Origin of the sequence: Actinacidiphila guanduensis (assembly GCF_900103985.1) — a bacterium.
Taxonomy (GTDB): domain Bacteria; phylum Actinomycetota; class Actinomycetes; order Streptomycetales; family Streptomycetaceae; genus Actinacidiphila; species Actinacidiphila guanduensis.
Map to the genome: position 1 here is coordinate 642,137 of NZ_FNIE01000002.1, position 22,124 is coordinate 664,260.

General features: G+C 71.3%; 17 protein-coding genes, 2 tRNA genes and 1 pseudogene. 12 read left to right on the top strand and 8 right to left on the bottom strand.

Features of this window, described 5'->3' with window-relative positions:
* The first annotated feature begins 16 nt into the window (after positions 1-16).
* Positions 17-1,588: a phospholipase C gene (locus BLR33_RS06075; RefSeq protein ID WP_218136614.1), complete on the top strand. Its 1,572-nt coding sequence runs from the start codon at positions 17-19 to the stop codon at positions 1,586-1,588.
* A gap of 74 nt (positions 1,589-1,662) precedes the next feature.
* Here BLR33_RS06075 and BLR33_RS06080 read toward each other — a convergent pair.
* Positions 1,663-1,735 (bottom strand) — tRNA-Glu (locus BLR33_RS06080).
* A 134-nt stretch (positions 1,736-1,869) separates the two neighbouring features.
* Here BLR33_RS06080 and BLR33_RS06085 point away from each other — a divergent pair.
* The 4 genes from BLR33_RS06085 to BLR33_RS06100 all read left to right on the top strand — a co-directional run bounded on the left by BLR33_RS06085 (position 1,870) and on the right by BLR33_RS06100 (position 5,722).
* A complete protein-coding gene (locus BLR33_RS06085) occupies positions 1,870-2,220 on the top strand; it encodes a metallopeptidase family protein (protein WP_218136615.1) in 351 nt (116 codons plus the stop codon).
* A 180-nt stretch (positions 2,221-2,400) separates the two neighbouring features.
* Positions 2,401-2,952 (top strand): hypothetical protein, encoded by a 552-nt coding sequence (locus tag BLR33_RS06090; protein WP_143031639.1) that lies wholly within the window; start codon positions 2,401-2,403, stop codon positions 2,950-2,952.
* 550 nt (positions 2,953-3,502) lie between these two features.
* The gene (locus BLR33_RS06095; protein WP_407639638.1) at positions 3,503-5,536 is read left to right on the top strand and encodes a DEAD/DEAH box helicase; all 2,034 of its coding nucleotides are present in this window, start codon (positions 3,503-3,505) and stop codon (positions 5,534-5,536) included.
* Positions 5,537-5,649: 113 nt separating this feature from the next.
* Positions 5,650-5,722, top strand: a tRNA-Lys gene (locus BLR33_RS06100).
* Positions 5,723-5,963: 241 nt separating this feature from the next.
* Here BLR33_RS06100 and BLR33_RS06105 read toward each other — a convergent pair.
* Positions 5,964-6,296 carry a MazG-like family protein gene (locus tag BLR33_RS06105; RefSeq protein WP_093783186.1) on the bottom strand — a complete coding sequence of 111 codons (333 nt, stop codon included), beginning with the start codon at positions 6,294-6,296 and terminating at the stop codon, positions 5,964-5,966.
* Positions 6,297-6,648: 352 nt separating this feature from the next.
* Between BLR33_RS06105 and BLR33_RS35070 the strand changes: the two genes are divergently transcribed.
* Complete coding sequence (locus tag BLR33_RS35070) at positions 6,649-6,822, top strand: hypothetical protein (RefSeq protein WP_176930145.1); 174 nt, start codon at positions 6,649-6,651, stop codon at positions 6,820-6,822.
* Positions 6,823-6,852: 30 nt separating this feature from the next.
* Here the strand turns inward: BLR33_RS35070 and BLR33_RS06110 are convergent, their stop codons facing one another.
* Together BLR33_RS06110 and BLR33_RS06115 are read right to left on the bottom strand one after the other, a co-directional pair.
* Complete coding sequence (locus BLR33_RS06110; RefSeq protein ID WP_143031640.1) at positions 6,853-7,191, bottom strand: hypothetical protein; 339 nt, start codon at positions 7,189-7,191, stop codon at positions 6,853-6,855.
* A 408-nt stretch (positions 7,192-7,599) separates the two neighbouring features.
* Positions 7,600-9,030, bottom strand: a complete 1,431-nt coding sequence (locus tag BLR33_RS06115; RefSeq protein WP_245771185.1) for a M1 family metallopeptidase — start codon at positions 9,028-9,030, stop codon at positions 7,600-7,602.
* A gap of 50 nt (positions 9,031-9,080) precedes the next feature.
* On the opposite strand from BLR33_RS06115, the gene BLR33_RS06120 reads away from it, so the two are divergent.
* Positions 9,081-9,470 (top strand): hypothetical protein, encoded by a 390-nt coding sequence (locus BLR33_RS06120; RefSeq protein ID WP_093783188.1) that lies wholly within the window; start codon positions 9,081-9,083, stop codon positions 9,468-9,470.
* Between the two features lie 215 nt (positions 9,471-9,685).
* Here the strand turns inward: BLR33_RS06120 and BLR33_RS06125 are convergent.
* Positions 9,686-10,360 (bottom strand): annotated as a pseudogene (locus BLR33_RS06125) (transposase family protein); the annotation flags it as partial.
* 317 nt (positions 10,361-10,677) lie between these two features.
* On the opposite strand from BLR33_RS06125, the gene BLR33_RS06130 reads away from it, so the two are divergent.
* From BLR33_RS06130 to BLR33_RS06140, 3 genes are all read left to right on the top strand, one after another.
* The gene (locus BLR33_RS06130) at positions 10,678-11,634 is read left to right on the top strand and encodes an AraC family transcriptional regulator (protein ID WP_176930146.1); all 957 of its coding nucleotides are present in this window, start codon (positions 10,678-10,680) and stop codon (positions 11,632-11,634) included.
* Between the two features lie 243 nt (positions 11,635-11,877).
* A complete protein-coding gene (locus BLR33_RS06135) occupies positions 11,878-13,638 on the top strand; it encodes a thiamine pyrophosphate-dependent enzyme (protein ID WP_093783190.1) in 1,761 nt (586 codons plus the stop codon).
* 111 nt (positions 13,639-13,749) lie between these two features.
* Positions 13,750-14,793, top strand: coding sequence for a methyltransferase (locus BLR33_RS06140; RefSeq protein WP_176930147.1), 1,044 nt, complete (start codon positions 13,750-13,752; stop codon positions 14,791-14,793).
* A gap of 211 nt (positions 14,794-15,004) precedes the next feature.
* On the opposite strand, the gene BLR33_RS35880 is transcribed toward BLR33_RS06140, so the two are convergent.
* Positions 15,005-16,225, bottom strand: a complete 1,221-nt coding sequence (locus BLR33_RS35880; RefSeq protein WP_093783192.1) for a GH12 family glycosyl hydrolase domain-containing protein — start codon at positions 16,223-16,225, stop codon at positions 15,005-15,007.
* Between the two features lie 328 nt (positions 16,226-16,553).
* Positions 16,554-17,273: an alpha/beta fold hydrolase gene (locus BLR33_RS06150; protein WP_093783193.1), complete on the bottom strand. Its 720-nt coding sequence runs from the start codon at positions 17,271-17,273 to the stop codon at positions 16,554-16,556.
* Positions 17,274-17,557: 284 nt separating this feature from the next.
* On the opposite strand from BLR33_RS06150, the gene BLR33_RS06155 reads away from it, so the two are divergent.
* Positions 17,558-19,210, top strand: a complete 1,653-nt coding sequence (locus BLR33_RS06155) for an alkaline phosphatase family protein (RefSeq protein ID WP_093783194.1) — start codon at positions 17,558-17,560, stop codon at positions 19,208-19,210.
* Between the two features lie 102 nt (positions 19,211-19,312).
* Here BLR33_RS06155 and BLR33_RS06160 read toward each other — a convergent pair whose 3' ends face one another.
* Positions 19,313-20,485, bottom strand: a complete 1,173-nt coding sequence (locus BLR33_RS06160) for a UDP-N-acetylglucosamine--N-acetylmuramyl-(pentapeptide) pyrophosphoryl-undecaprenol N-acetylglucosamine transferase (protein WP_093783195.1) — start codon at positions 20,483-20,485, stop codon at positions 19,313-19,315.
* A 300-nt stretch (positions 20,486-20,785) separates the two neighbouring features.
* On the opposite strand from BLR33_RS06160, the gene BLR33_RS06165 reads away from it, so the two are divergent.
* Positions 20,786-22,057 carry an ATP-grasp domain-containing protein gene (locus BLR33_RS06165; protein WP_322987123.1) on the top strand — a complete coding sequence of 424 codons (1,272 nt, stop codon included), beginning with the start codon at positions 20,786-20,788 and terminating at the stop codon, positions 22,055-22,057.
* Positions 22,058-22,124: the final 67 nt, after the last annotated feature.

Sequence of the window (22,124 nt, forward strand, 5' to 3'; positions counted from 1 at the left end):
ACACGGAAGAGAGACGATGAGCAGCAAGCGCACCCAGTCCCCGCGCGCGGGCATGTCCCGCCGCCGGTTCGTCACCACCGCGGCGACGCTCGCCGGGGCGGCGGGCCTGGCCGGCACCCTGCCGGAGAACCTCGCCAGGGCCGCGACCGCGCGCCCCGCCAAGGGCGGCCTGGAGCAGGTCAGGCACGTGGTGTACGTCATGATGGAGAACCGGTCGTTCGACCACTACTTCGGCACCTTCCCCGGCGCCCGCGGCTTCTCCGACCCCACCGCCATGACGCTGCCGAACGGCAACTCCGTCTTCCGGCAGCCCGATCCGGCGAACCCGGACGGCTACCTCGAACCCTTCCACATGTCCACCATCAGCACCGGCGCCGCCGCGGTCCCGTCGCTGTCGCACGACTGGCGCGACCAGCACGCCGCCTGGAACCACGGCGCCATGGACGGCTGGCTGACCACCCACCTCGCCTCGGACGGCGAGGTCAACGGCTCGTACACGATGGGCTACTACACACGCGAGGACATCCCCTTCCACTGGGCGCTCGCGGAGTCCTTCACCCTGCTGGACAACTACCACTGCTCGGTGCTCGGCCCGACGGACCCGAACCGGCTGGTGTGGATGTCGGGCACCAACGACCCGCAGGGCCTGTACGGCGGGCCGGTGCTGGAGACCGTCACGCCCAACCCGCTCACCCACCCGTCGGCCGCGGAGATCCTCTACAAGGCCGGCTACAGCGTCAAGGCGTACTACTCCGACGCGACCAGCGGCTTCAACGTCTTCTCCTGGTTCGCCAACTTCCAGAACAGGACGGCGCTGCCGGCCGGGCTCTACAACTCCGTGATGACCGGCGGCACCCTCTTCGGCAACGGGCAGCCCGGCATGGCGGGCGACCCGGGCGCGCCGACGCCCGCCGCCGAGGCGACCCTCGCCTTCGAGGAGGACTGCGCCAACGGCGTGCTGCCGGACGTGTCCTGGCTGCTGATGCCGAGCGCGGCCGACGAGCACCCGCCCAACCTCCCGGCGGCGGGCGCCCAGTACCTCGCCGCCAAGCTCGAAGCCCTCGCCTCCAACGAGGAGTTGTGGAACTCGACCGTCTTCGTCCTCAACTACGACGAGAACGACGGGTTCTTCGACCACGTGCTGCCGCCGACACCGCATCCGGCGGAGTACCCCGAGGAGTTCGTGACGGTGCCCTCGCCCAAGGGCACCCCGGGCGGCGGCCTGCCGGTCGGCGCGGGCTTCCGGGTGCCGTGCGTCATCGTGTCGCCGTGGACGGTGGGCGGCAGGATCTTCTCCGAGGTCAGCGACCACACCTCGGGCCTGCGGTTCATCGAGGCGGTCACCAGGGCGGGCGGCCTGTCCGGCCTCGGCCCGGTCACCTTCACGCCGATCAGCAGGTGGCGGCGGCGCACCTTCGGCGACTTCACCGGCGCGCTGCGGCTGCACGACCGCAAACCCGCCCCGGCCAACACCCAGTTCGAGGCGGCCACCACCGCGGCGAACCTGGCGGCCCAGACCACGGCGGCGGCCCAGCCGATGCCGCCGCGGCCGGGCGCGACGCAGCACATGCCGCGGCAGTCGCACTGAGGTCCGGGGCTGTCCGGTGACACGTGGGGCCGTCCGCATCCGGCGGACGGCCCCACGGTCGCTGCGTACTCAGGTGCCCCCAACGGGATTCGAACCCGTGCTACCGCCTTGAAAGGGCGGCGTCCTGGGCCACTAGACGATGAGGGCTGGGGTGGCCGTCCGCGTGGGCCTGCCGGCGCACATCGGGGACCTGCGCAGCATAGGCGATCCGCGCACGGTACGGCAAAACGCTTTCGCCCCGGCCAGGGCGCCGCCCGGGTCCCGTCGGCGACAATGGGGGCGTGCTGGAAATGAGCCGGGAGGCCTTCGAGGAACTGGTCGGCGAGGCCCTGGACCGGGTGCCGCCCGAGCTGACCCGCCTGATGGACAACGTCGCCGTCTTCGTCGAGGACGAGCCCGACGCCGCGACCCCCGATCTGCTCGGCCTCTACGAGGGCACGCCGCTGACCGAGCGCGGCGAGTGGTACGCCGGGGTGCTGCCGGACCGCATCACCATCTACCGCGGCCCCACCCTGCGGATGTGCACCTCGCGCGAGCAGGCGGTCGCCGAGACGGAGATCACGGTCGTCCACGAGATCGCCCACCACTTCGGCATCGACGACGCCCGCCTCCACGCCTTGGGCTACGCCTGAGGGTCCCTGCGGGGGCGTACGGGGCGGCCCGGGCGCGGTGGCCGGGGTGGAGCCGCGCGCTGGGCCCCCGTGCGGGGGTGGGCGTGTCCTCGGGGGGTGCGGGGGCGTTGGTTCCAGGGACCCCTCGCGCGCGGACGGGTGACCTACGCGCGTTCCGAACCCCCACCCCGAGGTGCCGACGTGCTGCATCCCCCCGCTGCCCGTTCCGTACGAGCCGGCCGCGCCCCCGTGCCGCCCCGTCCGCCGGGCGCGGCGGTGCGGGCCGGAGTGCGGGCGGCCGTGCTGGTGACCGTGGTGGCCGCCGGGGTCGCCGCCTGCGTGAGCGCGGGCGGGGCCGTACCGGACTCCAAGGCGCCCTCGCACGGCGCGGCCCGCTCCGGCGGGGGCCAGGCGCCGCTGGGCGGCGGGCCGCTGGCGCCGCACCGGGGCGACGGCCACCTCTCGCCCGGGCCGTCGGGCAGCGGCTCGGCGTCGCCGAGCGGCCGTGCCACGGCGTCGCGCCGGGCGAGCGCGGGCGCCAGCCCCGCCGCGAGCGGCCCGCGGCCCAGCGCCCAGCACTCGCCGACGGGCGGCGGGGCGCCGGCCAGCACGGCGCCCACCGGTGGCGGGGCGAGCGGGGACCCTACCGGCCCGGCGAGCCCCACCGACCCGCCCACCACGGCACCCCCCTCCGACGACACCTCGGACCCGGGCTCGGGGGACGCGGGGGGCTCCGCGGGCACGGGCGGGTGAGGGTCACTGTCGGGCTACGAGGGCGCGAAGGGCGTCCGGGAGCCAGGGCGGGGGCGCACCCTCGTAGCGCCCTCGCCCGTACCGCCTCTCACTCCGTACCGGCTTCCGCCCCACACCGTCCGCGCCCGTACCGCCTCGCGCGCCCCCGTACCACGTGCCGCGTACCACCCCCCCGTACCGCCTCGCGCGGCTCCGCACCGCCTCCTGGGCCCCGCCTCCCTGGGTGCCGTACCGCGGCATACACACAAGGTGGCGCGGTCGGCACCCAGGGAGCCGTATGCTGGTCTCGACGCCCTACCACTGCCTTCCTGGGCGCTTCGCAAGCCGCTGAGCGGGTGATTGGCGTTCGGGCTTCCGTATGCGTATGCTGGTAGATCGTCTGATCCCACTTGCCTGGCGCCTGATGTGATGCGCCCCCGTGGCGCGTTCCTAATCTCCCGTGGCTGACCGCATCGAGGCGGTTGCAACCAACCTGCGGAGCTGGCGCGTGCCGTTAGTCTCCGAGAGGTTTAGCTTCCGCATGTCCCTTGACAGTGTTGACCGTTCCGCCATGCCCGAGAACGCAGCCGACGCCACCGCCACCGAGGCGATCGAGGCCCCGCAGGCCACCACGCCGGACGTGACCGGCCCCACCTTCGCCGACCTCGGCCTCCCCGAGGCCATCGTCCGCAAGCTCACCCAGAACGGTGTGGTCACCCCGTTCCCCATCCAGGCCGCCACGATCCCGGACGCCCTGGCCGGGCGGGACATCCTGGGCCGCGGCCGCACCGGCTCCGGCAAGACCCTCTCCTTCGGCCTGCCGCTGCTGACCCAGCTGGCCGGCGGCCGCACCGAGCGCAAGCACCCCCGCGGCGTCATCCTCACCCCGACCCGCGAGCTGGCGATGCAGGTCGCCGACGCCCTGCAGCCCTACGGCGACGTCCTCGGCCTGAAGATGAAGGTCGTCTGCGGCGGCACCTCCATGCAGAACCAGATCTACGCCCTCGAGCGCGGCGTGGACATCCTCGTGGCCACCCCGGGCCGGCTGCGCGACCTGATCAACCGCGGCGCGGCCGTGCTCGACCAGGTCGAGGTCGCCGTCCTGGACGAGGCCGACCAGATGGCCGACATGGGCTTCCTGCCCGAGGTCACCGAGATCCTCGACCTGATCCCGGCCGGCGGCCAGCGGCTGCTCTTCTCCGCCACGCTGGAGAACGAGATCGACACGCTCGTCAAGCGCTACCTGGTCGAGCCCGTCACCCACGAGGTGGACGCCGCCCAGGGCGCGGTCACCACGATGAGCCACCACGTGCTCGTGGTGAAGCCGAAGGACAAGGCCCCGGTCACCGCGGCCATCGCCGCGCGCAAGGGCCGCACGATCATCTTCGTCCGCACCCAGATGGGCGCCGACCGCGTCGCCGAGCAGCTGATCGAGACCGGTGTGCGGGCCGACGCGCTGCACGGCGGCATGACCCAGGGCGCCCGCACCCGCACCCTGGAGGACTTCAAGTCCGGCCAGGTCAGCGTCCTGGTCGCCACCGACGTCGCCGCCCGCGGCATCCACGTGGACGACATCGACCTGGTGCTCAACGTGGACCCGGCCGGCGACCACAAGGACTACCTGCACCGCTCGGGCCGCACCGCCCGCGCCGGCCGCTCCGGCACCGTGGTCTCGCTCGCCCTGCCGCACCAGCGCAAGCAGATCTTCCGGCTGATGGAGGACGCGGGCGTGGACGCCTCGCGGCACGTCATCGGCGGCGCCGGCGCCTTCGACGAGGACGTCGCCCGCATCACGGGCGCGCGCTCGCTGACCGACGTGCAAGCCGACGCCGTGCAGAACGCGGCGACCCAGGCCGAGCGCGAGGTCGCCGAGCTGACCCGGCAGCTGGAGCGGGCGCAGAAGCGGGCGACCGAACTGCGCGAGGAGGCCGACCGGCTGACCGCGCGTTCGGCCCGCGAGCGGGGCGAGGACCCCGAGGAGGCGCTGGCGGCCAAGGCCGCCGAGCTGGCGGCGGAGGCCGCGGCCGAGGAGGCCGCAGCAGCCGCTGCGGCGGCGGCCGCGGTGCCGGAGCCGCGCGAACGGCGAGACGACCGGGGGAACTTCGACCGGCGCGACCGGCGGCCGTCCTATGGCGACCGGGACCGGGATCGTGGCGAGCGGCGCGACGCGCGGCCGTCGTACGGGGACCGCGACCGGCGCCCCGCGTACGGGGACCGGGACCGCCGCGACGACCGCCCGTCCTACGGTGACCGCGACCGCCGCGACTCCCGTCCCTCGTACGGTGACCGGGACCGTGGCGAGCGGCGCGACGCCCGTCCGTCGTACGGCGACCGGGACCGGCGCCCCTCGTACGGGGACCGCGACCGCGACCACCGCGACGCGCGCCCTTCGTACGGTGACCGCCGGCCGTCCTACGGCGACCGCGACCGTGACCGCCGCCCGTCGTACGAGCGGCGCGACGACCGCCCGTTCAACCGCGACCGCCGCGACTCGCGCCCGTCCTACGGTGACCGCGACCGCCGCGACTCCCGTCCCTCGTACGGCCGGGACAACGCGCCGACCTCGTACGGCGACCGCAAGCCGCGCTGGAAGCGCAACGGCTGACCCAGCCCCAGGGCCCCAGAGCGCTCCGCGCCCTGGGGCCCTCGGCTGCCGCCACCGCCACGCGGGAACCCTGCTGATCCCCGCTCGGCACCCCGTTATGCTGTTGTCGGCGCGGGCCGCTAGCTCAATTGGCAGAGCAGTGGACTTTTAATCCATTGGTTGTGGGTTCGAGTCCCACGCGGCCTACCGCAGGAAGCCCAGGTCAGAGCACATCCGACCTGGGCTTCCGTACGTTTTTGGTCATGTGCAGGACCGCTGCTCGCTCGCTGCTCGCTCGCTGCTCGCTCAGCTGCTGGCCGCCCTCACGGCTCACGCCGCTCCTCTGGGGTCCCGCCGGCGACCCGGTCTGTGAACCGTTCCACGACCTGGACCGGCGATCGGGGGACAACTCAACCGCCGCCATCCACGCTCTTGCGGATCAATACAGCTAGGCCAAGGACCTTTCCGCGACGGCGTCCAGGCGCTCCTGGAAGCGCTTCGCCGCGTCGGGGGTGATGGTGGCCAGCGCGACCATGCTGCTCAGGATCACGTCGCACAGCTCGTTCTGGACGTCATCCCAGGTGTGGCTGTGGCCTTTGCGTGGGTTGGCGTTCATCGCGCCCATCGCGGCCTGCGCGACCTCGCCGACCTCCTCCTGGATTTTGAGCAGCCGCAACAGCCGTGCCTCGCCCGGCGTCGCGTTGTCCTTCGCGTCCAGCCAATCCTTGAGCCGTTCGATCGTCGCCCAAGTGTCCTCGCCGATGCCGGTGTTGAGGGTCATGCGGGGGTTGCTCCTTGCGTCGGTGCCGGTCCGGAATCCAGGGGAGGGACGTTACCGAGCCCGAGGGCGGGGGTCGTGATCCGTTCGGCGACCGCCTCCGGTGTCGCGCTGTCGGCGTCGATGACTCGGTGTCGATGACCAGGACGGGCACGCCCATGCCGCGCAGTGGTTCGGCTCCTTCGCGGTACAGCGCGGTCTCGCGAACCAGGACCCCGGAATGACTCGGCAGGGGTTACCTGTTGCCTGCTGAGGAGGGACGCACTCACCCGTCGGCCTCGGGAGTTGGACATGTCCATACGCCCTGACCTGGGGGTATATCGGCTGTTTAGTCGTGCCTCTCTAGGGTTGCCCCGTGATACCCGTTCTCGCTGACGGCCGCCCCGGCGTGGCCGAGATCAACGCCCGGATCAGGTGCCTGATGGAGGCTCCTGCAAGCCCGGAGCGCACGGACCGCTACGTGCGGCTGCTTCGGGAGTGGGCCGAAGCGCACCCGTCCGGTGCCACTGCCGCTGCCACCGAACTTTGACCGCGCTGCGCTTGGGAGCACAGCGTGCTGTCACGCGTGGTGATCGTGGTTGCCCGTGAAGCTCGTCTCCGGCGGTGGCTCCCACACGAGCCCCTCCTCCTCCAGGCTGTCAAGGATCCACTTCCGGCCGGTCTCCCCTGCAACCGCCCAGGTGTAACGCATGCAATGGCGGCGCTCCCGTCGGAACCTCCACGGCGTCGTTCGCGCAGGAGGCGCTGCCAGGTTGTGCACAAGGTCGGCAAGCCACCCGATGCAGACGACGTAGTCATCGCCCATCCACTCGTAGTAGGGCTGCCGCCGCCGGGCCATGGCGCGAATCTGAATCACAGCGAGGTACGTCAGGGCCCCAGCGGCCTCGTCATCGTCCACCGCCCTCATGGCGCCCCCGCCCCCTCCAAGCCGCCGAGTCCTACCCGGTCAAACTTCGGTGTCGGGAAACTACCGGTCGTCAAAGTTCAGTGGCAAACAGTGAGCCTTTTCCAACCTGCTGATGCGGTGGTGCAGTTGGGGTGACAACGTGGTGAAGCCCCTGGTAGATGGGTTTTCGACCAAGATGCCCAGGGGAACCCAGTCCCGCAGCCACGCCTCCGCCACCGGCGACTCGGACGTCGACTGGCACAGGTTGAACGGCGGCTCAAGGACCCGGGCAGCGAACAGCGCCTCCAGGTCCGTACGCCGCCACGCGTACGGCAGGCCAAGTAGTCGGTGTCGGCCCAGCGCAGCAGGTCGAAGACGAACCGAGGGCATCACCGCTGGAGTCTGCGCGCTCCCACGCAATCAGCCCGGGGTCTGTCGGGACGGGAAGAAGGCCGGCTTGGCTGCGGTGTACAGCCAGGTGGTGAAGAAGTCACTCAGGTCCTTGCCTGCGTACTGCTCGGCGAGCGCCTCAAACTCGGTGATGGTGCCGTTGCCGTAGCGGTGACGGGTCGGCCATGCCTTGAGGAGACGCAAGAAATCGGTGTCGTCCATGGTGTCCCGCAGTGCCTGAACGGCGACTTCGCCCCGCTCGTACACAGCGTCGTCGAACTCGCGGGCGGGACCGGGATCGCCGGGCTTCACGCTCCAGAACGGGTCGCCAGCCGGGTAGGCATCGTAGATCCGTTGGGCGATCTCCTGCGGGGTGCCGTTGCCCTCGTGCTCGGACCACAGCATTTCGGCGTATCCGGCGAAGCCTTCGTTGAGCCAGATGTCGGACCAGCGGTCCAGGGAGACGCTGTCGCCGTACCACTGGTGGGCCACTTCGTGCGCGACCACCGAAGTGTTAGGAGCCTTGGCGAAGAACTTCGGACTGTAGAAGATCCGGGTCTGCGTCTCGAGCGCGAAGCCCGCTGTGACGTTCGGGACGTAGCCGCCCGCAGAGTCGAACGGGTACGGGCCGAAGTAGCCGCTGAGGAAGTCTATGATCTCCCCGGTGCGCTCGACGCTGGCCCGAGCGTTGGCGGCGGTGGTCGGGTCGAGATCGGGACTGTAGGCGTTGACCACCGGTATCCCCGTGGCCGTCCGCGAGTGGGTGAGGTCGAAGTGTCCGACGGCCAGGGTGGCGAGGTAGGTGGCCTGCGGCTTGTCCTGCCGCCAGTGGTAGCTGGTCCAACTGCGCTCCGTGTGCTCGGAGACCAGCACACCGTTGCTGATCGCCTGGTCGGTCCCAGGCACGCGGATGTTCACGTCGTAGGTCGCTTTGTCGGAAGGGTGGTCGTTGCTCGGGAACCACCACCATGCGGACTCGGGCTCGTTGGCAGCCACCCCACCGTCGGCAGTACGTATCCAGGAGGTGAGGCCGTCCGGGTGCATCGTGGACGGAACTCCGGTATAGGCGACGGTGACAGTGAGGCGTTCACCCTTGGCGATCGGCAGGGTCGGGGTGATCACCAGCTTGTGCCGACCGTACGTGGCGAAGCGGGCGGACCGGCCGTTGACGGACACCCTGCTGACGCCAAGCACGAAGTCAAGGTCAAACCTGCTCAGGCCCTGCGTTGCCTTCGCGGTGATGGTAGTGGCGCCGGTGAGCGCGTCAGTGGCAGGCTGGTACCGCAAGGTGACGGCGTAGTGCGACACGTCATAGCCACCGTTGCCGTAGGTGGGGTGGTACGGGTCGCCGACGCCGGGCGCGCCGTGACCCGGTTCGGATGCCGCAGACGCTGAGACCGCAAATAGCCCGAAAGCAGCAGCGGCGGCGGCTAGTATCGGAATTCGGAGACGGGAACCCACCTCGGTCCTCTCTGACCGGAATGACGACGACGCGTCAGTGTGACAGACCCGTGCAGACGCTCGCAGGTCGTACCACGCCCGTCCCACCAGCCCTCCTGCTGCCCTTCCGCGAAGTCGTCAAGGCCCGTCTGACACAGCTCGCCTGTCCCGCGCAGCCTGGCACGCCTGTCCGTGGTGATCCCGGGTTCAGCATCACCCTCGCATCCGCGTTCACCGGTTGCTACAAGTACCGCGAGCGCAGCTACTTCCTCCGGCAGACAGCTGCCGCCATCAAGGAGGAGCTCAACGCCGTGATGCTCGACATCGGTGACTACAGCCAGTTCACCGAGGAACAGGAGGACCAGGCCCTCGCGAAATTCACTCAGCGCGTCGAGGTGCTTTGCTACGCGCAGCGGCGCCGCGAGCAGCAGCTGGTCATATCCTGGTGGAGGGCCGAGTAGCCGCGCGGCCAGACCGGTGCGTGCGCGACGAACTCCCGGCTGTTGACGATGGTGAGGCGGTTGAGGTCCGCGACGCGAAGCCGGTTGGCGTCGCTTGGGTCGCGGGAGGTGATCGCGCCGAGCCGGCGACACCGCCACCGGCAGGAGGACCGGGTGGGGCTTCTGTCCATTCGGGCACCGGCAGGACGTCAATACCTGCCCGTGAGCCTTTTCCATCATTGCTCTGAGCTGGCCAAATGCAGGGTGAGGACGGCTTTGACGAGGGCGGTGATCGGGGTGGTGGAGCATCGGAGCTTGCGCAGGAGTCGCCAGTTCTTGAGGGTGGCCATGGCCTGTTCGACGAGTGCGCGGATCTTGGCGTGGGACCGGTTGACTGCTTTCTGACCTGGGGAAAGGGTGTCCCATCGTCCCCAGTACGGGATGCGGACTGTGCCGCCGGCGCCGCGGTAGCCCTTGTCGGCCCAGCACGTGACATCGGCCTGGGCGAGGGCGTCGACGATGCCGTGTTCGCGGGCGGCTCGAATGTCGTGGACGGCGCCGGGCAGGGCAGGCGAGGCCCACAGCAGGCGGCCGAACGGATCGGTGAGGACCTGCACGTTCATGGCGTGCCTCTTGTGCTTCCCGGAGGGGAAGGGTTGGTCCGCGGCGATGTGGTCGATCGGCAGGAGCGTGCCGTCCAGGAGCACAAACGCCTTCGTATACGCGGTGCGTACGGCTTCGGCCAGGGTGGGAGCGAGGGCGGCCGCGAGGTCGACGGCCTCGGTGACGTAGCGGTATGCGGTCGTGGTCCCGACGCCGAACCCGGCCGCGAGCTGGGCGTAGGTGTGTCCCATACGAAGGTGGGCGAGCGCGGGGAGGGCCTGTCGGTCGGCGCTCAGCCTCCGCTCCCTGTTCTCCGGCGGCGCCCCGGGTGGCGGAGGCTCCTCGGAATCGGGCAAGTCTGGTATGCGGCAGTTCACTCGGTGGATCGTGCCCCGCAGCGAGCCGCCGTTGTCGGGTCGGCGAAGCACGGAGGACCTGGTAGTGGGCATCGGCTCATGCCCCGTGGGTGCGGACCTGGACCGTGCCCGCGGGCGGGGGACGGCGGCGGGCCCAGGGGGACGGAGAGCATGGGCGTTTTGTTCAATCGGTCGCTGTGAGAAGAGTCATGCGTGGGCCCGGGCGGCAATCGTGCGTGCGTGACGGGACTCGGCTATCGTCTCCGCTCGTGGATACGGAGACAGGTTTCCCCGGCATGCAGGACGAATTGCTGGCGGGTAGAACCGGAGCTTTCTTCCACTTCCCCGCCGAAAATGCCGAGCCTCGTCCGTCCGCCCCCACGAAGGCCGTGGACCACCCGCGGGCCATCGACATCCGGCTGCTTGTCGGCAGGACGACGGTATTACTGGCGGGTGCCCCCTCGTGCCCGCTGCGGGTGGAGCGGCCGGCCATGGACAATTCGGCTTCGCCCGTCCTCTATGCGGTTATTCCTGTGGCCGGACAGGTGACCGTGGAACACCTCGGTGGCGAATACCGTGTGCGGCCGGGTCAGATGATCCTGTGCACGACGAGCAGGAGGGCCGTCGCCCGCTATGCCGGCGGGGAGCAGGTGTTCATGGTCTTCCTGTGCGGTGGCAGCCGGGAACTGCCGGCGACGACTGCCGACGCCGTCCTGGGCCGTGTCCTGGAACTCGATGGCATCGGTGAGCTGCTCGTGACGCACCTGCACGCGACCATGAGGACGGGCCCCCGGCTGAGCGCGGTCGCGCTGGACGTCGCGGCGAGCGTCGCCGGCGACCTCCTGCGCGCCACCCTCGTGGTGAAGGCGGACGAACTCCCGTCCGACAGCGACGCGGCGTGGCGGACCCGTATCGACACCTACATCGAGTCGCGGCTCAACGACCCCTCGCTCGGCGTGCACATGATCGCCGCAGCCCATCACATGTCCGTACGCACGGTGTACCGGCTCTTCGAACGGACCGGCGAGAGCGTGCACGGCTACATCCGGCGGCGGCGCCTGGAGCGCTTCCGCATCGCCATCCAGGCGCAGCCCGATGTGAGCATGTCCGTGGTGTGCGTGCGCTACGGACTCGACCCCAAGCACCTGTCGCGCCAATATCGCGCCTTTTTCGGTGAGCTGCCCAGCGAAACGCGAAGAGAACTCTCCGCGCGGTCGCGCTCGTAACCCGACGAATTTCTCGCGTCTCGGCCCGGAACACCACCCCACCTGGTGCCAAGACAGTTCACCAATGCGTGCCATTGCGGGAATGTGCATAGTGCGGCGTGAAAGGGCGGCACTATGGTGGCCGATACGGACGGCTGCCCACCCATCGCGCATGGGATTTCGCGCGACGTGGGCCGGAACCCGGAAGCCGTGTGCGAGGCGATTACCGCCATGGGGTGACATCCCGGCGCGACCGTCTTCCTGATGGCCTTGAGCGTGGAGGAGATCGACGTGTCCAGAACGGTCGCGGACGAACTGTGGGAAATGCTGGCCGGCGCGGGGGTCCGCCGTTGCTACGGGATCGTCGGCGATGCCCTGAATCCCGTCGTGGACGCGATGCGCCGCAACGGTTCGCTGGACTTCGTCCACGTGCGGCACGAGGAGTACGGGGCGTTCGCCGCGGTCGCCGAAGCCCGCCTGACCGGGCGCCCGGTAGCGGTGTGCGGCACCGCCGGCCCGGGGGTCGTGCACCTGATCAACGGCATCCTCGACGCGCGCAAGGAGCGGGTGCCGATCATCGTGATCGCGGGCGACACCGAGACCGGCGTCATGGACAGCGAGACCGTCGAGGAACTCAACCCGTACCAGTTCTTCGGCCAGGCCGCCCTGTACGTCGGGCGGCTGGTCAATCCGCAGCAGCTGCGGACGGTCGTCACTTCCGCGGTGACCACCGCGATCACGAGTTCCGGTCCGGTCGTGCTGTCGATCCCCGGGGACGTGGCCGCCGCCGACGCCCCGAAGGGCCGCTTCGAGCTCCGGGTGCCGCGGCCGGCCCGGCCGCCGGCCGCTCCGGCCGACCTCGACGCCATGGCCTCGATCATCAATGAGGCGCGCACGGTCGCGATCTTCGGCGGCTACGGCTGCGCCGACGCCGGCGCCGAGGTGCGGGCACTGGCGGAGAAACTGAGCGCGCCCGTCGGCTACTCGCTCAAGGGCAAGCAGTTCCTGGAGCACGACAACCCGCACGCGGTGGGGATGACCGGGCTGCTCGGCTACGGCGGCTGCTGGGAGGCGATCAACGGCGCCGACGTGCTGCTGATGCTCGGAACGGACTTCCCGTTCAGCAGCTTCCTGCCGCACAAGAAGGTGCGGATCATCCAGCTCGACCAGGACGCGAGCCGCCTCGGCCGGCGCGTGCCCGTGGAGCTGGGCGTGGTGGGGGACGTACGGGCCACCGTGTCCGCGCTGCTGCCGATGGTCGAGGCGAAGCCCGCGAACAGCCTGCTCACCGACGCCGTCAAGAAGACCGAGCGGTTCCACCGGCGGGCGCGGCACTACGTCGACAAGGGGCCGCGGACCAAGCCGATCCGCCCGGAGTTCCTGGCCGCGACGGTGAGCGATCTCGCCGCCGACGACGCGCTGTTCTTCGCCGACACCGGCACCGCCGTCATCTGGGCCGCCCGCCACATCCGCTACGGAGGCGGTCGGCGCCTGTTCGGTTCGTTCTCCTGGGCGTCGATGGCCAACGCCGCCCCGAACGCCTTCGGCGCGCAACTCGCATACCCCGGGCGCCAGACGATCGCGCTGTGCGGCGACGGCGGATTCACCATGCTGGGCCTCGGCGACCTGCTCACCCAGGTGGAGCGCCGTGCGCAGGTCGTGCAGATCGTGCTGAACAACGGCGGCCTGGACTTCGTCAAGATCGAGCAACAGGAGGCGGGCATCGTCCCGTTCGGGACGGCGTTCACGAACCCCGACTTCGCCGCGGTCGCGGAGGCGATGGGGGCCAAGGGCATCCGCGTCGAGGACCCCGCTGATCTGGCCGGCGGGGTGCGCGAGGCACTGGCACACAAGGGCGGGCCGGTCGTCCTCGATGTGCTCGTGGACCCGTACGCCCTGGCGCTGCCCGCCCACGTCCCGGCGGAGACCGCCAAGGGCTTCACCTTGAGCGTGACCAAGCAGGTGTTCACCGGCCATCTCGACGAGGTCGTCGAGACGGCCGCGCACAACATCGGGCTCGTCTGAGCATTCCGCGACGAAGGAATTGCCCGGCAGGGCGGCCCTTGCGCGGCAGCGCGCAAGAGGCGCGCTGAAAGACACATGTGCCCGCGAAAATTTATTCATTGGAGAACATCGATGGCAGTAACCGACGCACCCGCGGCGTCCGCGGGCGGACTCCCCGCGATTCCCCCCTCGGCCGTCATGGTGCAGATGCTGGCGGGGTTCCAGATCTCCCAGGCCCTGATGGCGGTCGCCGAACTGGACATCGCCACGGTGCTCGTCGGGGGACCGCTCACCGTGGGCGAGGTCGCCGGCAGGACGGGCACGGACGCGTCCGCCGTCCTGCGGCTGGTCCGGTCCCTGGAACCGCTCGGCATCTTCGTCCTCGGCGAGGGCGACCTGGTCACCGTCACCCCGCTCGGTGCGACGCTCGCACGGGGCACCGACCATTCGGTGCGGGACGCGGCTCTTTACTGGCAGCACACCCACTACGCGCCCTTCGGCGAGTTCTCGCACAGCGTGCGCACGGGCGAAGCAGGCACGGTGAAGTTCCTCGGAAAGCCGTTCTTCGAGTGGGTCGCGGAGGACCCCGCGCTGGTGGAGCTGCAGAACAACTGCTTCGCCACCGTGACGGACACCCTGAAGATCGGCATGTTCGAGGGCTACCGGCTGCCGGCCGGCACCGTCGTCGCGGACATCGGCGGTGCGGACGGCGCCATGCTCGCGCAGCTCCTCGCCGACGAGCCGGACAGGAAGGGGATCGTCTTCGACCTCCCCGGTGTCGTCGCCGACGTGCCGCAACTCCTGGCGGCCCAGGGCTTGTCCGCACGTATCCAGGCCGTCGGGGGAGACTTCTTCGACGAGGTGCCGGCCGCGGACGTCTACGTCCTGTCCCATGTCGTCCACGACTGGGACGACGAATCCGCCGCGCGCATCCTGAGGAACATCGCGCGGGCGGCTGAGCCCGGTGCGCGCCTCGTCGTGATCGAGAGCGTGATCCCGGCGACCGGCGAGCCGCATTTCTCGAAGATGCTCGACCTCATCATGCTCGGCCTCTACCCCGGCCGTGAACGCACCGAATCGGAGTACCGCGCGCTGCTCGCCACCGCCGGATTCACGCTCGACCGTGTCGTCCCCAGCCCGACGCCGTATTCCTTCATCGAGGCCACGCTGGACTGAGGAAGCTCGCCGCCGTGCCGGTACGTCGTCCGGCCCGCCGAAACCGGCGGTGTGCGGCGGAATTCGGCCCCGGCCCCCCGTACTGAGGACGGTACGGAGGGCCGGGGTCGGTGATCCGCTCGGCCGGTCATCCCGACCGGCCATCGCCACCCGGTGCGGCATCCGCCGGCCGTGGGATTGCTCCGACGCTCTCGGTGGGGCCGAGAGGGGATCAACTGGGCAGGGTCCACTGCTGGTTGGTGCCGTTGCCGCAGTCCCAGATCTGCAGCCGGGTGCCGTTGGCGGAACTCGGGCCGGTCGCGTCGAGGCACTTGCCGGAGCCGGTGTTGACCAGGTGCCCGCCGGTGGCGGTCCACTTCTGGGCGGCTGTGCCGTTGCAGTCGTACAGCTGCACCTGGGTGCCGTCGGCGGTGCCCGCCGCCGTCACGTCCATGCACTTGCCCAGGGCCCGAAGGCTGCCGTCCGGGCCTGTGGTCCAGTTCTGCGCGCTCGTCCCGTTGCAGTCGTAGAGCTGTACGGCGGCACCGTTGGCCGTGGAGGCGCCGGCCACGTCGGCGCACTTGCCCGCGTAGCCCGAACGGATCGGCCCGGTGGGCCCGCTGCCGCTCCCGCTGGCCTGTGCGGCGTCGAAGGAGAAGGAGTTCGTGCCGAGTCCCTGGCCGCCCTGCCAGATCTCGAAGCCGGCCTCGGCGTCGATGAGGTAGGAGTTCGGGCCGGTGGTGCCGCGGCGCACGGAGTCGTCGATCAGCGCCTTGATGTCGAGGCCGGAGACGGACGTGGCGCCGCCCTGCAGGACGTAGGAGACGATGTTCCACGAGGTCTGGCGTCCCTGGTAGACGTCCCAGGTGTGGCCGGACACCGTGGTGGTGGCGGTCTTCGAGCCGAACGGGGCGACGCCGCCGCGGCTGTTGAGCCAGATCATGATCTCGCTGTCGTCCGGCTGGCCGCCGGTGGTGGGAGCGCTGTCGGTCCACAGGTCGTAGGCGACGTCGTAGGCGCCGGTCGCGGGCTGCGTGGTGGACCATGAGGAGGTCGCGCTCGCCAGCCGGCTCACCTGGATCGGCAGGTTGCTGCCGGTGGTGCACGCGCCCCAGTGGCAGCCCTTGTAGATCGACGGGTAGGTGGCGGGAGCGCCGCCGGAGAGGTGGAAATTCGCGGTGCTCACGGACCATGCCGTGCCGCCGGTGGCGGTGACGCACTGCGGGTCGCCGGAGTTCCACTCGTTGTTCTGCAGGGTGTACGCCCCGCCGGCGAGGCTGATCGAGCCCTGCGGCTGGCAGTTGGTGATCGGGGTGTCCTCAGGGCGGACCGTCCGGGAGGTCTGGGCGGCGTGGGCCGGCTGGCCGAAGGCGGCCAAGGCGAGGCAGGCGGCCGTGGCGGCGAGTGCCGCACGTGCGTGCCGGGGCCTGATCGTCAGGGGGAATGTGAGCATGGCCTCGTACCCTTCCGTGGGGGGACTTTCCGCTGGGCGAGGTCCGGCCCGGTGCCGGTGGAGCGCTCCCACGGGGGGGTGCGGGGGAGAACCGCGCTTCGCGGATTGCTGGACGGGGTGCGCTGTACGTGGGGTGGTGCGGGCCCGCCCAGGACGGGCAGGCGGCCGCCGGCTGTCGCGCAGGTGCGATTGAACCGGCCCGCTGGGGCCCGGTCAAGGTCTGGACCAATGGGGGCCGGTGTGCGGGTCCCGGCTGGCGGGCGGGGGCGGACTCCTGCTCATGGACCCTGCCGGGCCGGGCACGGCTCCCTGCCCGGCAGGGGATCGGTCAGTCCTTCGCCGCGACGACCAGCGTGTCCGCGAGTGCCTCGGGGTGGGTCAGCATCGCCTCGTGCGGGCCGTCGCATTCGAGGACACGCGGGTTGGCCAGCCTGCCGGCCATCTCCTGGAAGAGCGCGCGGGGTACGCCTTGGTCGTCGCGCAGGAAGATGTAGCCGGCCGGCGGCGGGGTCTCCCAGAACCGGGGAAGGGAGATCGGCTCGGCCACCCATCCGAGGGGGACCGGGACCAGCCGGTCCATGACGGCGGCGAACTGCGCGTCGGTGGCCCCGTTCATGAAGTGGGCCTTCCAGACCTCGTGGTCGATCGGGATGGTCCGGTCCGGGTGCCGCGCGGCCGCCGCGTGGTCCGCCGCCACGAAGTGCCGGGGCAGCACGTCGTGGATCGCCTCGCCGTCACGGAGCACCCAGGCGTCGACGAAGACGATTCTGCGGGTCTCCTCCCGCAGCCGGTCCGCGACGTACTGGACGACCGGTCCGCCGCCGCTGTGGCCCACGAGCACGAAGTCCCCGAGACCCTGCCGCCCGATGGCCCGGACGAGCGCGTCCCCGATGGTGTTGAGGGTGACGCCGTCGCGGCTCGCGGCGCCTTCCTCCGAACCGAGGAGGGTGGGCGCGAATACGTCATGTCCGCCGGCGCGAAGATGCGCGGCCACCGCGTCCCAGCACCAGCCGCCCTGCCATCCGCCATGGACGAGAACAAATTGCATCAGAACACCCGATTCTGTTCATGTGCCGCCATAGCCGGGCCGTAGCCGGAGGGCGATGCCCACTCTCGCGTCCCCGCGTCCCGTATCGCCACCCCACACCGGGCCCTGCGGATTCGCCGATCCGTGCCATGTTCCGGTCCAGGGTGCGGGCCGGGCTCGGGGGCGTGACCGTCTACAGGACTGTAGACATTCACGGGTGGGACGCCTGGGCGCCGTGGGGTGTTCATCCGCCGCACCTCTCATCGGTCGGCAGGAAACGCCGGACTCCTCCGAACTGGAGAACCATGAACAAGGCAACCCGACTCGCCACGGCCCTCGCCGTGCTCGGCCTCACCGCCGCGGCCGTTCCCACCGCGTCCGCGACCAGCGGGCGCCCGCACCACCAAGGCGCGACCGCCCGGCACGTCCTGCTGCTGTCGGTCGACGGCCTGCACCAGTCGGACCTGGCCTGGTACGTCGCCCGGCACCCGCACTCCGCGCTCGCCCGCCTGGTGGGCGACGGCACCGAGTACACCCACGCGCGGACGACCGTCCCCTCCGACTCCTTCCCCGGCATGATCGGGCAGCTGACCGGCGGCAACCCCGGCACCACCGGCGTCTACTACGACGACACCTACAGCACCGCGCTGCTGCCCGCCGGCACGACCGACTGCAGGACGGCCGAGCCCGGTGCCGAGGTCGACCTGACCGAGGACCTCGACCGGAACAAGGACTCCCTCGACGCCGGCCAGGGCCTGGCCGGCCTGCCGGGCAGCATCCTCGGCATGACCGGTGACGCGCGCTCGCTCATCGACCCCGCGAAGCTGCCGGTCGACCCCAAGACCTGCAAGCCGCTCTACCCGAACTCCTACCTGCGGGTGAACACGGTCTTCGAGGTGGCCCGTACGGCGGGTCTGCGCACCGCCTGGTCGGACAAGCACGCCGCCTACGACATCCTCAGCGGCCCGTCCGGCACCGGGATACAGGACCTGTTCGCCCCCGAGATCAACAGCCAGGCGATCGGCTACCCCGCCGGTGAGGACTGGACGAGCGACAACGCGGCCACCGAGCAGTACGACGCGTACAAGGTGCAGGCCGTGCGCAACGAGATCGACGGCTTCGACCACAGCGGCACGCACAAGGTCGGCACCCCCGCGATCTTCGGCATGAACTTCCAGTCCGTGTCCACCGCCCAGAAGCTGCCGCAGTCGGACGGCCTCAAGGGCGGCTACACCGCGACGGGAGCGCCGGGTCCGCTGCTCGCGAAGAACCTCGACTACATCGACGCCCAAGTCGCCACGCTGGAAGCCGAGATCGCCAAGCAGCACCTCCAGGACAGCACGACCGTCATCCTGTCCGCCAAGCACGGCCAGTCGCCGACCGATCCGGGCGCGCTGACCCGGATCGACGACGGACCGCTCCTCGACGGCCTCAACGCGGCCTGGAAGGCCGCCCATCCGGGCGCCGGCGACCTCGTGGTGCACTCCGTGGACGACGACGCCATGCTGCTGTGGCTCAGCGACCGCTCCCAGGCCGCGGCCGACTTCGCCAAGGACTACCTGCTGCGCCAGTCCGGCACCGGCAACGGCATCGACGGCGCCGCGAAGCCGTTCACCGCCGCGGGCCTCAGCAAGGTGTACGCCGGGGACGAGGCGGCTCACTACTTCGGGGCGAAGCCCGGCGACTCGCGGGTCCCCGACCTCTTCGGCATCACGCAGTACGGCGTCGTCTACACCGGCGGCAAGGGCAAGATCGCCGAGCACGGCGGGGCGCTCGCCGACGACCGTGACGTCCCCCTCGTCGTCTCCGGCGCGGACACCCCGCACGGCAGGCACGTGGCCGCGGCCGTCGAGACCACCCAGATCGCGCCCACGATCCTGCACCTGCTGGGCCTGGACCCGAACGCCCTGCAGGCGGTGCGGACCGACCACACCCGGGTGCTGCCCGCCGAGCACTGACCCCCGCCCCGCCGGGCCGGTGCCGCGGTGCCCACGTCGGGGCGCCGCGGTGCCGGTCCGATCCGGTCACGCCCGGCCCCGGTGGTGAACGGGCCCCCGGGGTCAGCGGGTTGCCGTGGCCAGGAGCAGATCGGTGAGGCGGGCGGCGGCGTCGGGGCGGCCGTGGGCGCGGGCGCGGGCCGACATCGTGGCGCGCAGCGCCGGGTCGGCGAGCAGCGGGGCCGCCGCCGCCCGCAGGGCGTCGGGGGTGACATCGCCGCGCAGGGTGACCGCGGCGCCCGCGGCCTCCAGATAACGGGCGTTGTGCACCTGCTCGTTGCCCGCCGAAGTGGCCAGCGGCACGAAGACCGCCGGCTTGCCGAGCGCGGTGAGTTCGGCGAGGGTGCCGGCGCCGCTGCGGGAGATCACCAGGTCGGCCAGCGCGAGGACATCGGGCAGTTCGGGTCCGACGAAGCCGGTGAGGTGGTAGCGGGCGGCCAGATCGGGCCGCAGCAGCGGGAGTTGGGCGCGCAGCGCGTCGAAGTTGGCCGGACCGCACTGGTGCACGACGTTCGCCTGCTCCAGCAGCCAGGGCAGCGTGTCCCGGACGACGTCGTTGATCTGCTGGGCGCCCTGGGCGCCGCCGGTGACGTACACCGTGGGCAGCCGGCGGTCGAAGCCGCGCAGGCCGAGTGACCAGACCGCCTTGTCGGCGTCGCCGCCCAGGACTTCGGGCCGCACCGGGTTGCCCGTCACCACGGCGATGCCGCGCACGGCGGCGGGCAGCAGCGGCAGCGAGGACTCCGAGGAGACGGCGATGCGGGTGGCCGAGCCGGCGAGCTTGCGGTTGGCCAGGCCCAGCCGGACGGTCTGCTCGTGCAGCACCAGCGGGCGACGGCACATGCGGGCGGCCAGGCCCGCGGGCACTGCGACGTACCCACCCGTGGCGAGCACGACGTCCGGCCGGAACGCCAGGATCGCCCGGCGCGCCTGCGCGACGCCGAGCGGCACCCGAGCCATGTCCCGCACGTTCGACGGCGAGACCATCATCAGCGGGTTGCTCGCCCGCCGCAGCTTGCCGGTGGAGACCGGGGTGAACGCGATGCCCTCGGCGGGCGCGACCCGCGCCTCCAGCCCGTCCTGCGCGCCGATCCACAGCACGTCCAGCGCCCGCCCCTCCTCGGCGAGCCGGGCCCGCAGTGTGCGGACCGCGGTCAGGGCGGGGTAGGTGTGGCCGCCGGTGCCCCCTCCGGTGACGATCAGGCGGAAGGGCGGCAGGGACGAAGCGCTGTTCACGCCGCGCAGCCTACTGGGTGGGAAGGGTGAGCGGAGCGCACCCGCGCAAGGCACCGCGGGCCCCCAACGGGCCCCGGAGCCAAGGAAGTTCGGCCCGGACGGGCCGAAGAGCGGCCCGGTGCCGGAGGAGTTCACCGGCCCTTCGCGGCCGCCTCGCCCGGACGCAACGTGTGTACGGGACATGTGAAATCTCACGGACACAGATGAGAGCTAGGATCCGCTCACACATGATCGGGTTTTGGCCGCGAGGCGCCGCGAAAGCGATGCGCCCGGGGCGGGGCCGGGCTGCTCGGATGCCGGGTGCAGCAAGCGGGCGGGGCCGGGGGAAGGAGCTGTGCCATCGCACTTCGGATATGGCTGAGCAGCGCGGGGGTGGCGTCGGCCCAGGTGATGCGGATGCTGCGGGAGAACCCGGACGGCGTGGGCGTCCGGGTGTACGGGACGAACGTGGATCGGGACGCGCCGGCGCTGTCGGCGTGCGACGTCGCCGAGGTGGAGCCGCGCTACGTCGGGGACCGCGAGTACGCCCAGTTCGCCCTGGACTTCTGCCGGCGCCACGCGATCGACGTGATGATCCCGCCCAGGCGGCTGCCCGCGCTGGCCGGCCACGCGGACGCCTTCGCGGCGGTCGGGACCCGGCTGATGTGCTCGCCGCCGGCCGCCATCGACGTCCTGACCAGCAAGTCCCGTACGTACGAGGCCGCGCGCGAGGCCGGGGTGCCGGTGCCGCCGTGGCGGCTGGCCGCCGACGCGCAGGGCTTCCGGGACGCCGTCGCGGAGGTGGCGGCCACCGGCGAGCGGGTGTGCTTCAAACCGGCGGGCGAGTTCTCGGCGTTCGGCTTCCGGGTGATCGAGGACGGGCCGCTGCGGCTGAAGGACCTGCTGGTCGCACCGGCCCCGGTGGCCTCGGCCGCCGCGGTGGCCGACGCGCTCCAGCAGGCAGCCGACGAAGGGCAGAAGGTGCCCGAGTTCCTTGTGATGCCCTACCTGGAGGGGCCCGAGGTGAGCGTGGACTGCCTGTCCGCGCCCGGCGGCGACATGATCGTCGGCATCGCCCGCGCCAAGCACGGCCGCTACCGGCACCTGCTGGACGACCCCTCGCTGGTCGCCATCGCCCGCCGGCTGGTCGGACACTTCGGCCTCGCCTACCTCACCAATGTGCAACTGCGCTTCCTGCAGGGCCGGCCGGTGCTGCTGGAGGCCAACCCCCGTCCCTCCGCCGGGATCTTCCAGACCGCCTTCACCGGGCTGAACCTGCCCTGGGCGGCGGTGCGCCTGCTGCTCACCGGTGACACCGGGCCGCTGCCCGCGCCGCGGCTGGGCGGCAGGGTCGCGGTCACCGAGGTCGTCGTGGACGTGGACGGCCCGCACGGCGACTCCCCGTTCGGCCCGGCGCGCCAGCCGGCGGCTGCCGCCCATGCGGAGTCGGCGGTCCTGGCGCTCGCCGAACCGCCCGCCGAACTGGTGCCGGGCGAACGCGTGCCGGCCGAACTGCTGGCGACCGAACGCGTGGCGACCGAGCTCGTGCCCAATGGTCTGCTCGCCGAGGAGCCGCGGGCCGCGGCCGGCTGAACGGAACCCCCGACCCACAACTGCCCTGCTTAGCTGCTCTGTTGGCCAATTCCCCGCCGAGTCGCCC

Coding starts and splice junctions, on each gene's coding strand:
- BLR33_RS06140 (WP_176930147.1), top strand. CDS start 13,750: ATGGCAGTAACCGACGCACCCGCGGCGTCCGCGGGCGGACTCCCCGCG.
- BLR33_RS06150 (WP_093783193.1), bottom strand. CDS start 17,273: ATGCAATTTGTTCTCGTCCATGGCGGATGGCAGGGCGGCTGGTGCTGG.
- BLR33_RS06135 (WP_093783190.1), top strand. CDS start 11,878: ATGGCCTTGAGCGTGGAGGAGATCGACGTGTCCAGAACGGTCGCGGAC.
- BLR33_RS06075 (WP_218136614.1), top strand. CDS start 17: ATGAGCAGCAAGCGCACCCAGTCCCCGCGCGCGGGCATGTCCCGCCGC.
- BLR33_RS06095 (WP_407639638.1), top strand. CDS start 3,503: ATGCCCGAGAACGCAGCCGACGCCACCGCCACCGAGGCGATCGAGGCC.
- BLR33_RS35880 (WP_093783192.1), bottom strand. CDS start 16,225: ATGCTCACATTCCCCCTGACGATCAGGCCCCGGCACGCACGTGCGGCA.
- BLR33_RS06155 (WP_093783194.1), top strand. CDS start 17,558: ATGAACAAGGCAACCCGACTCGCCACGGCCCTCGCCGTGCTCGGCCTC.
- BLR33_RS06105 (WP_093783186.1), bottom strand. CDS start 6,296: ATGACCCTCAACACCGGCATCGGCGAGGACACTTGGGCGACGATCGAA.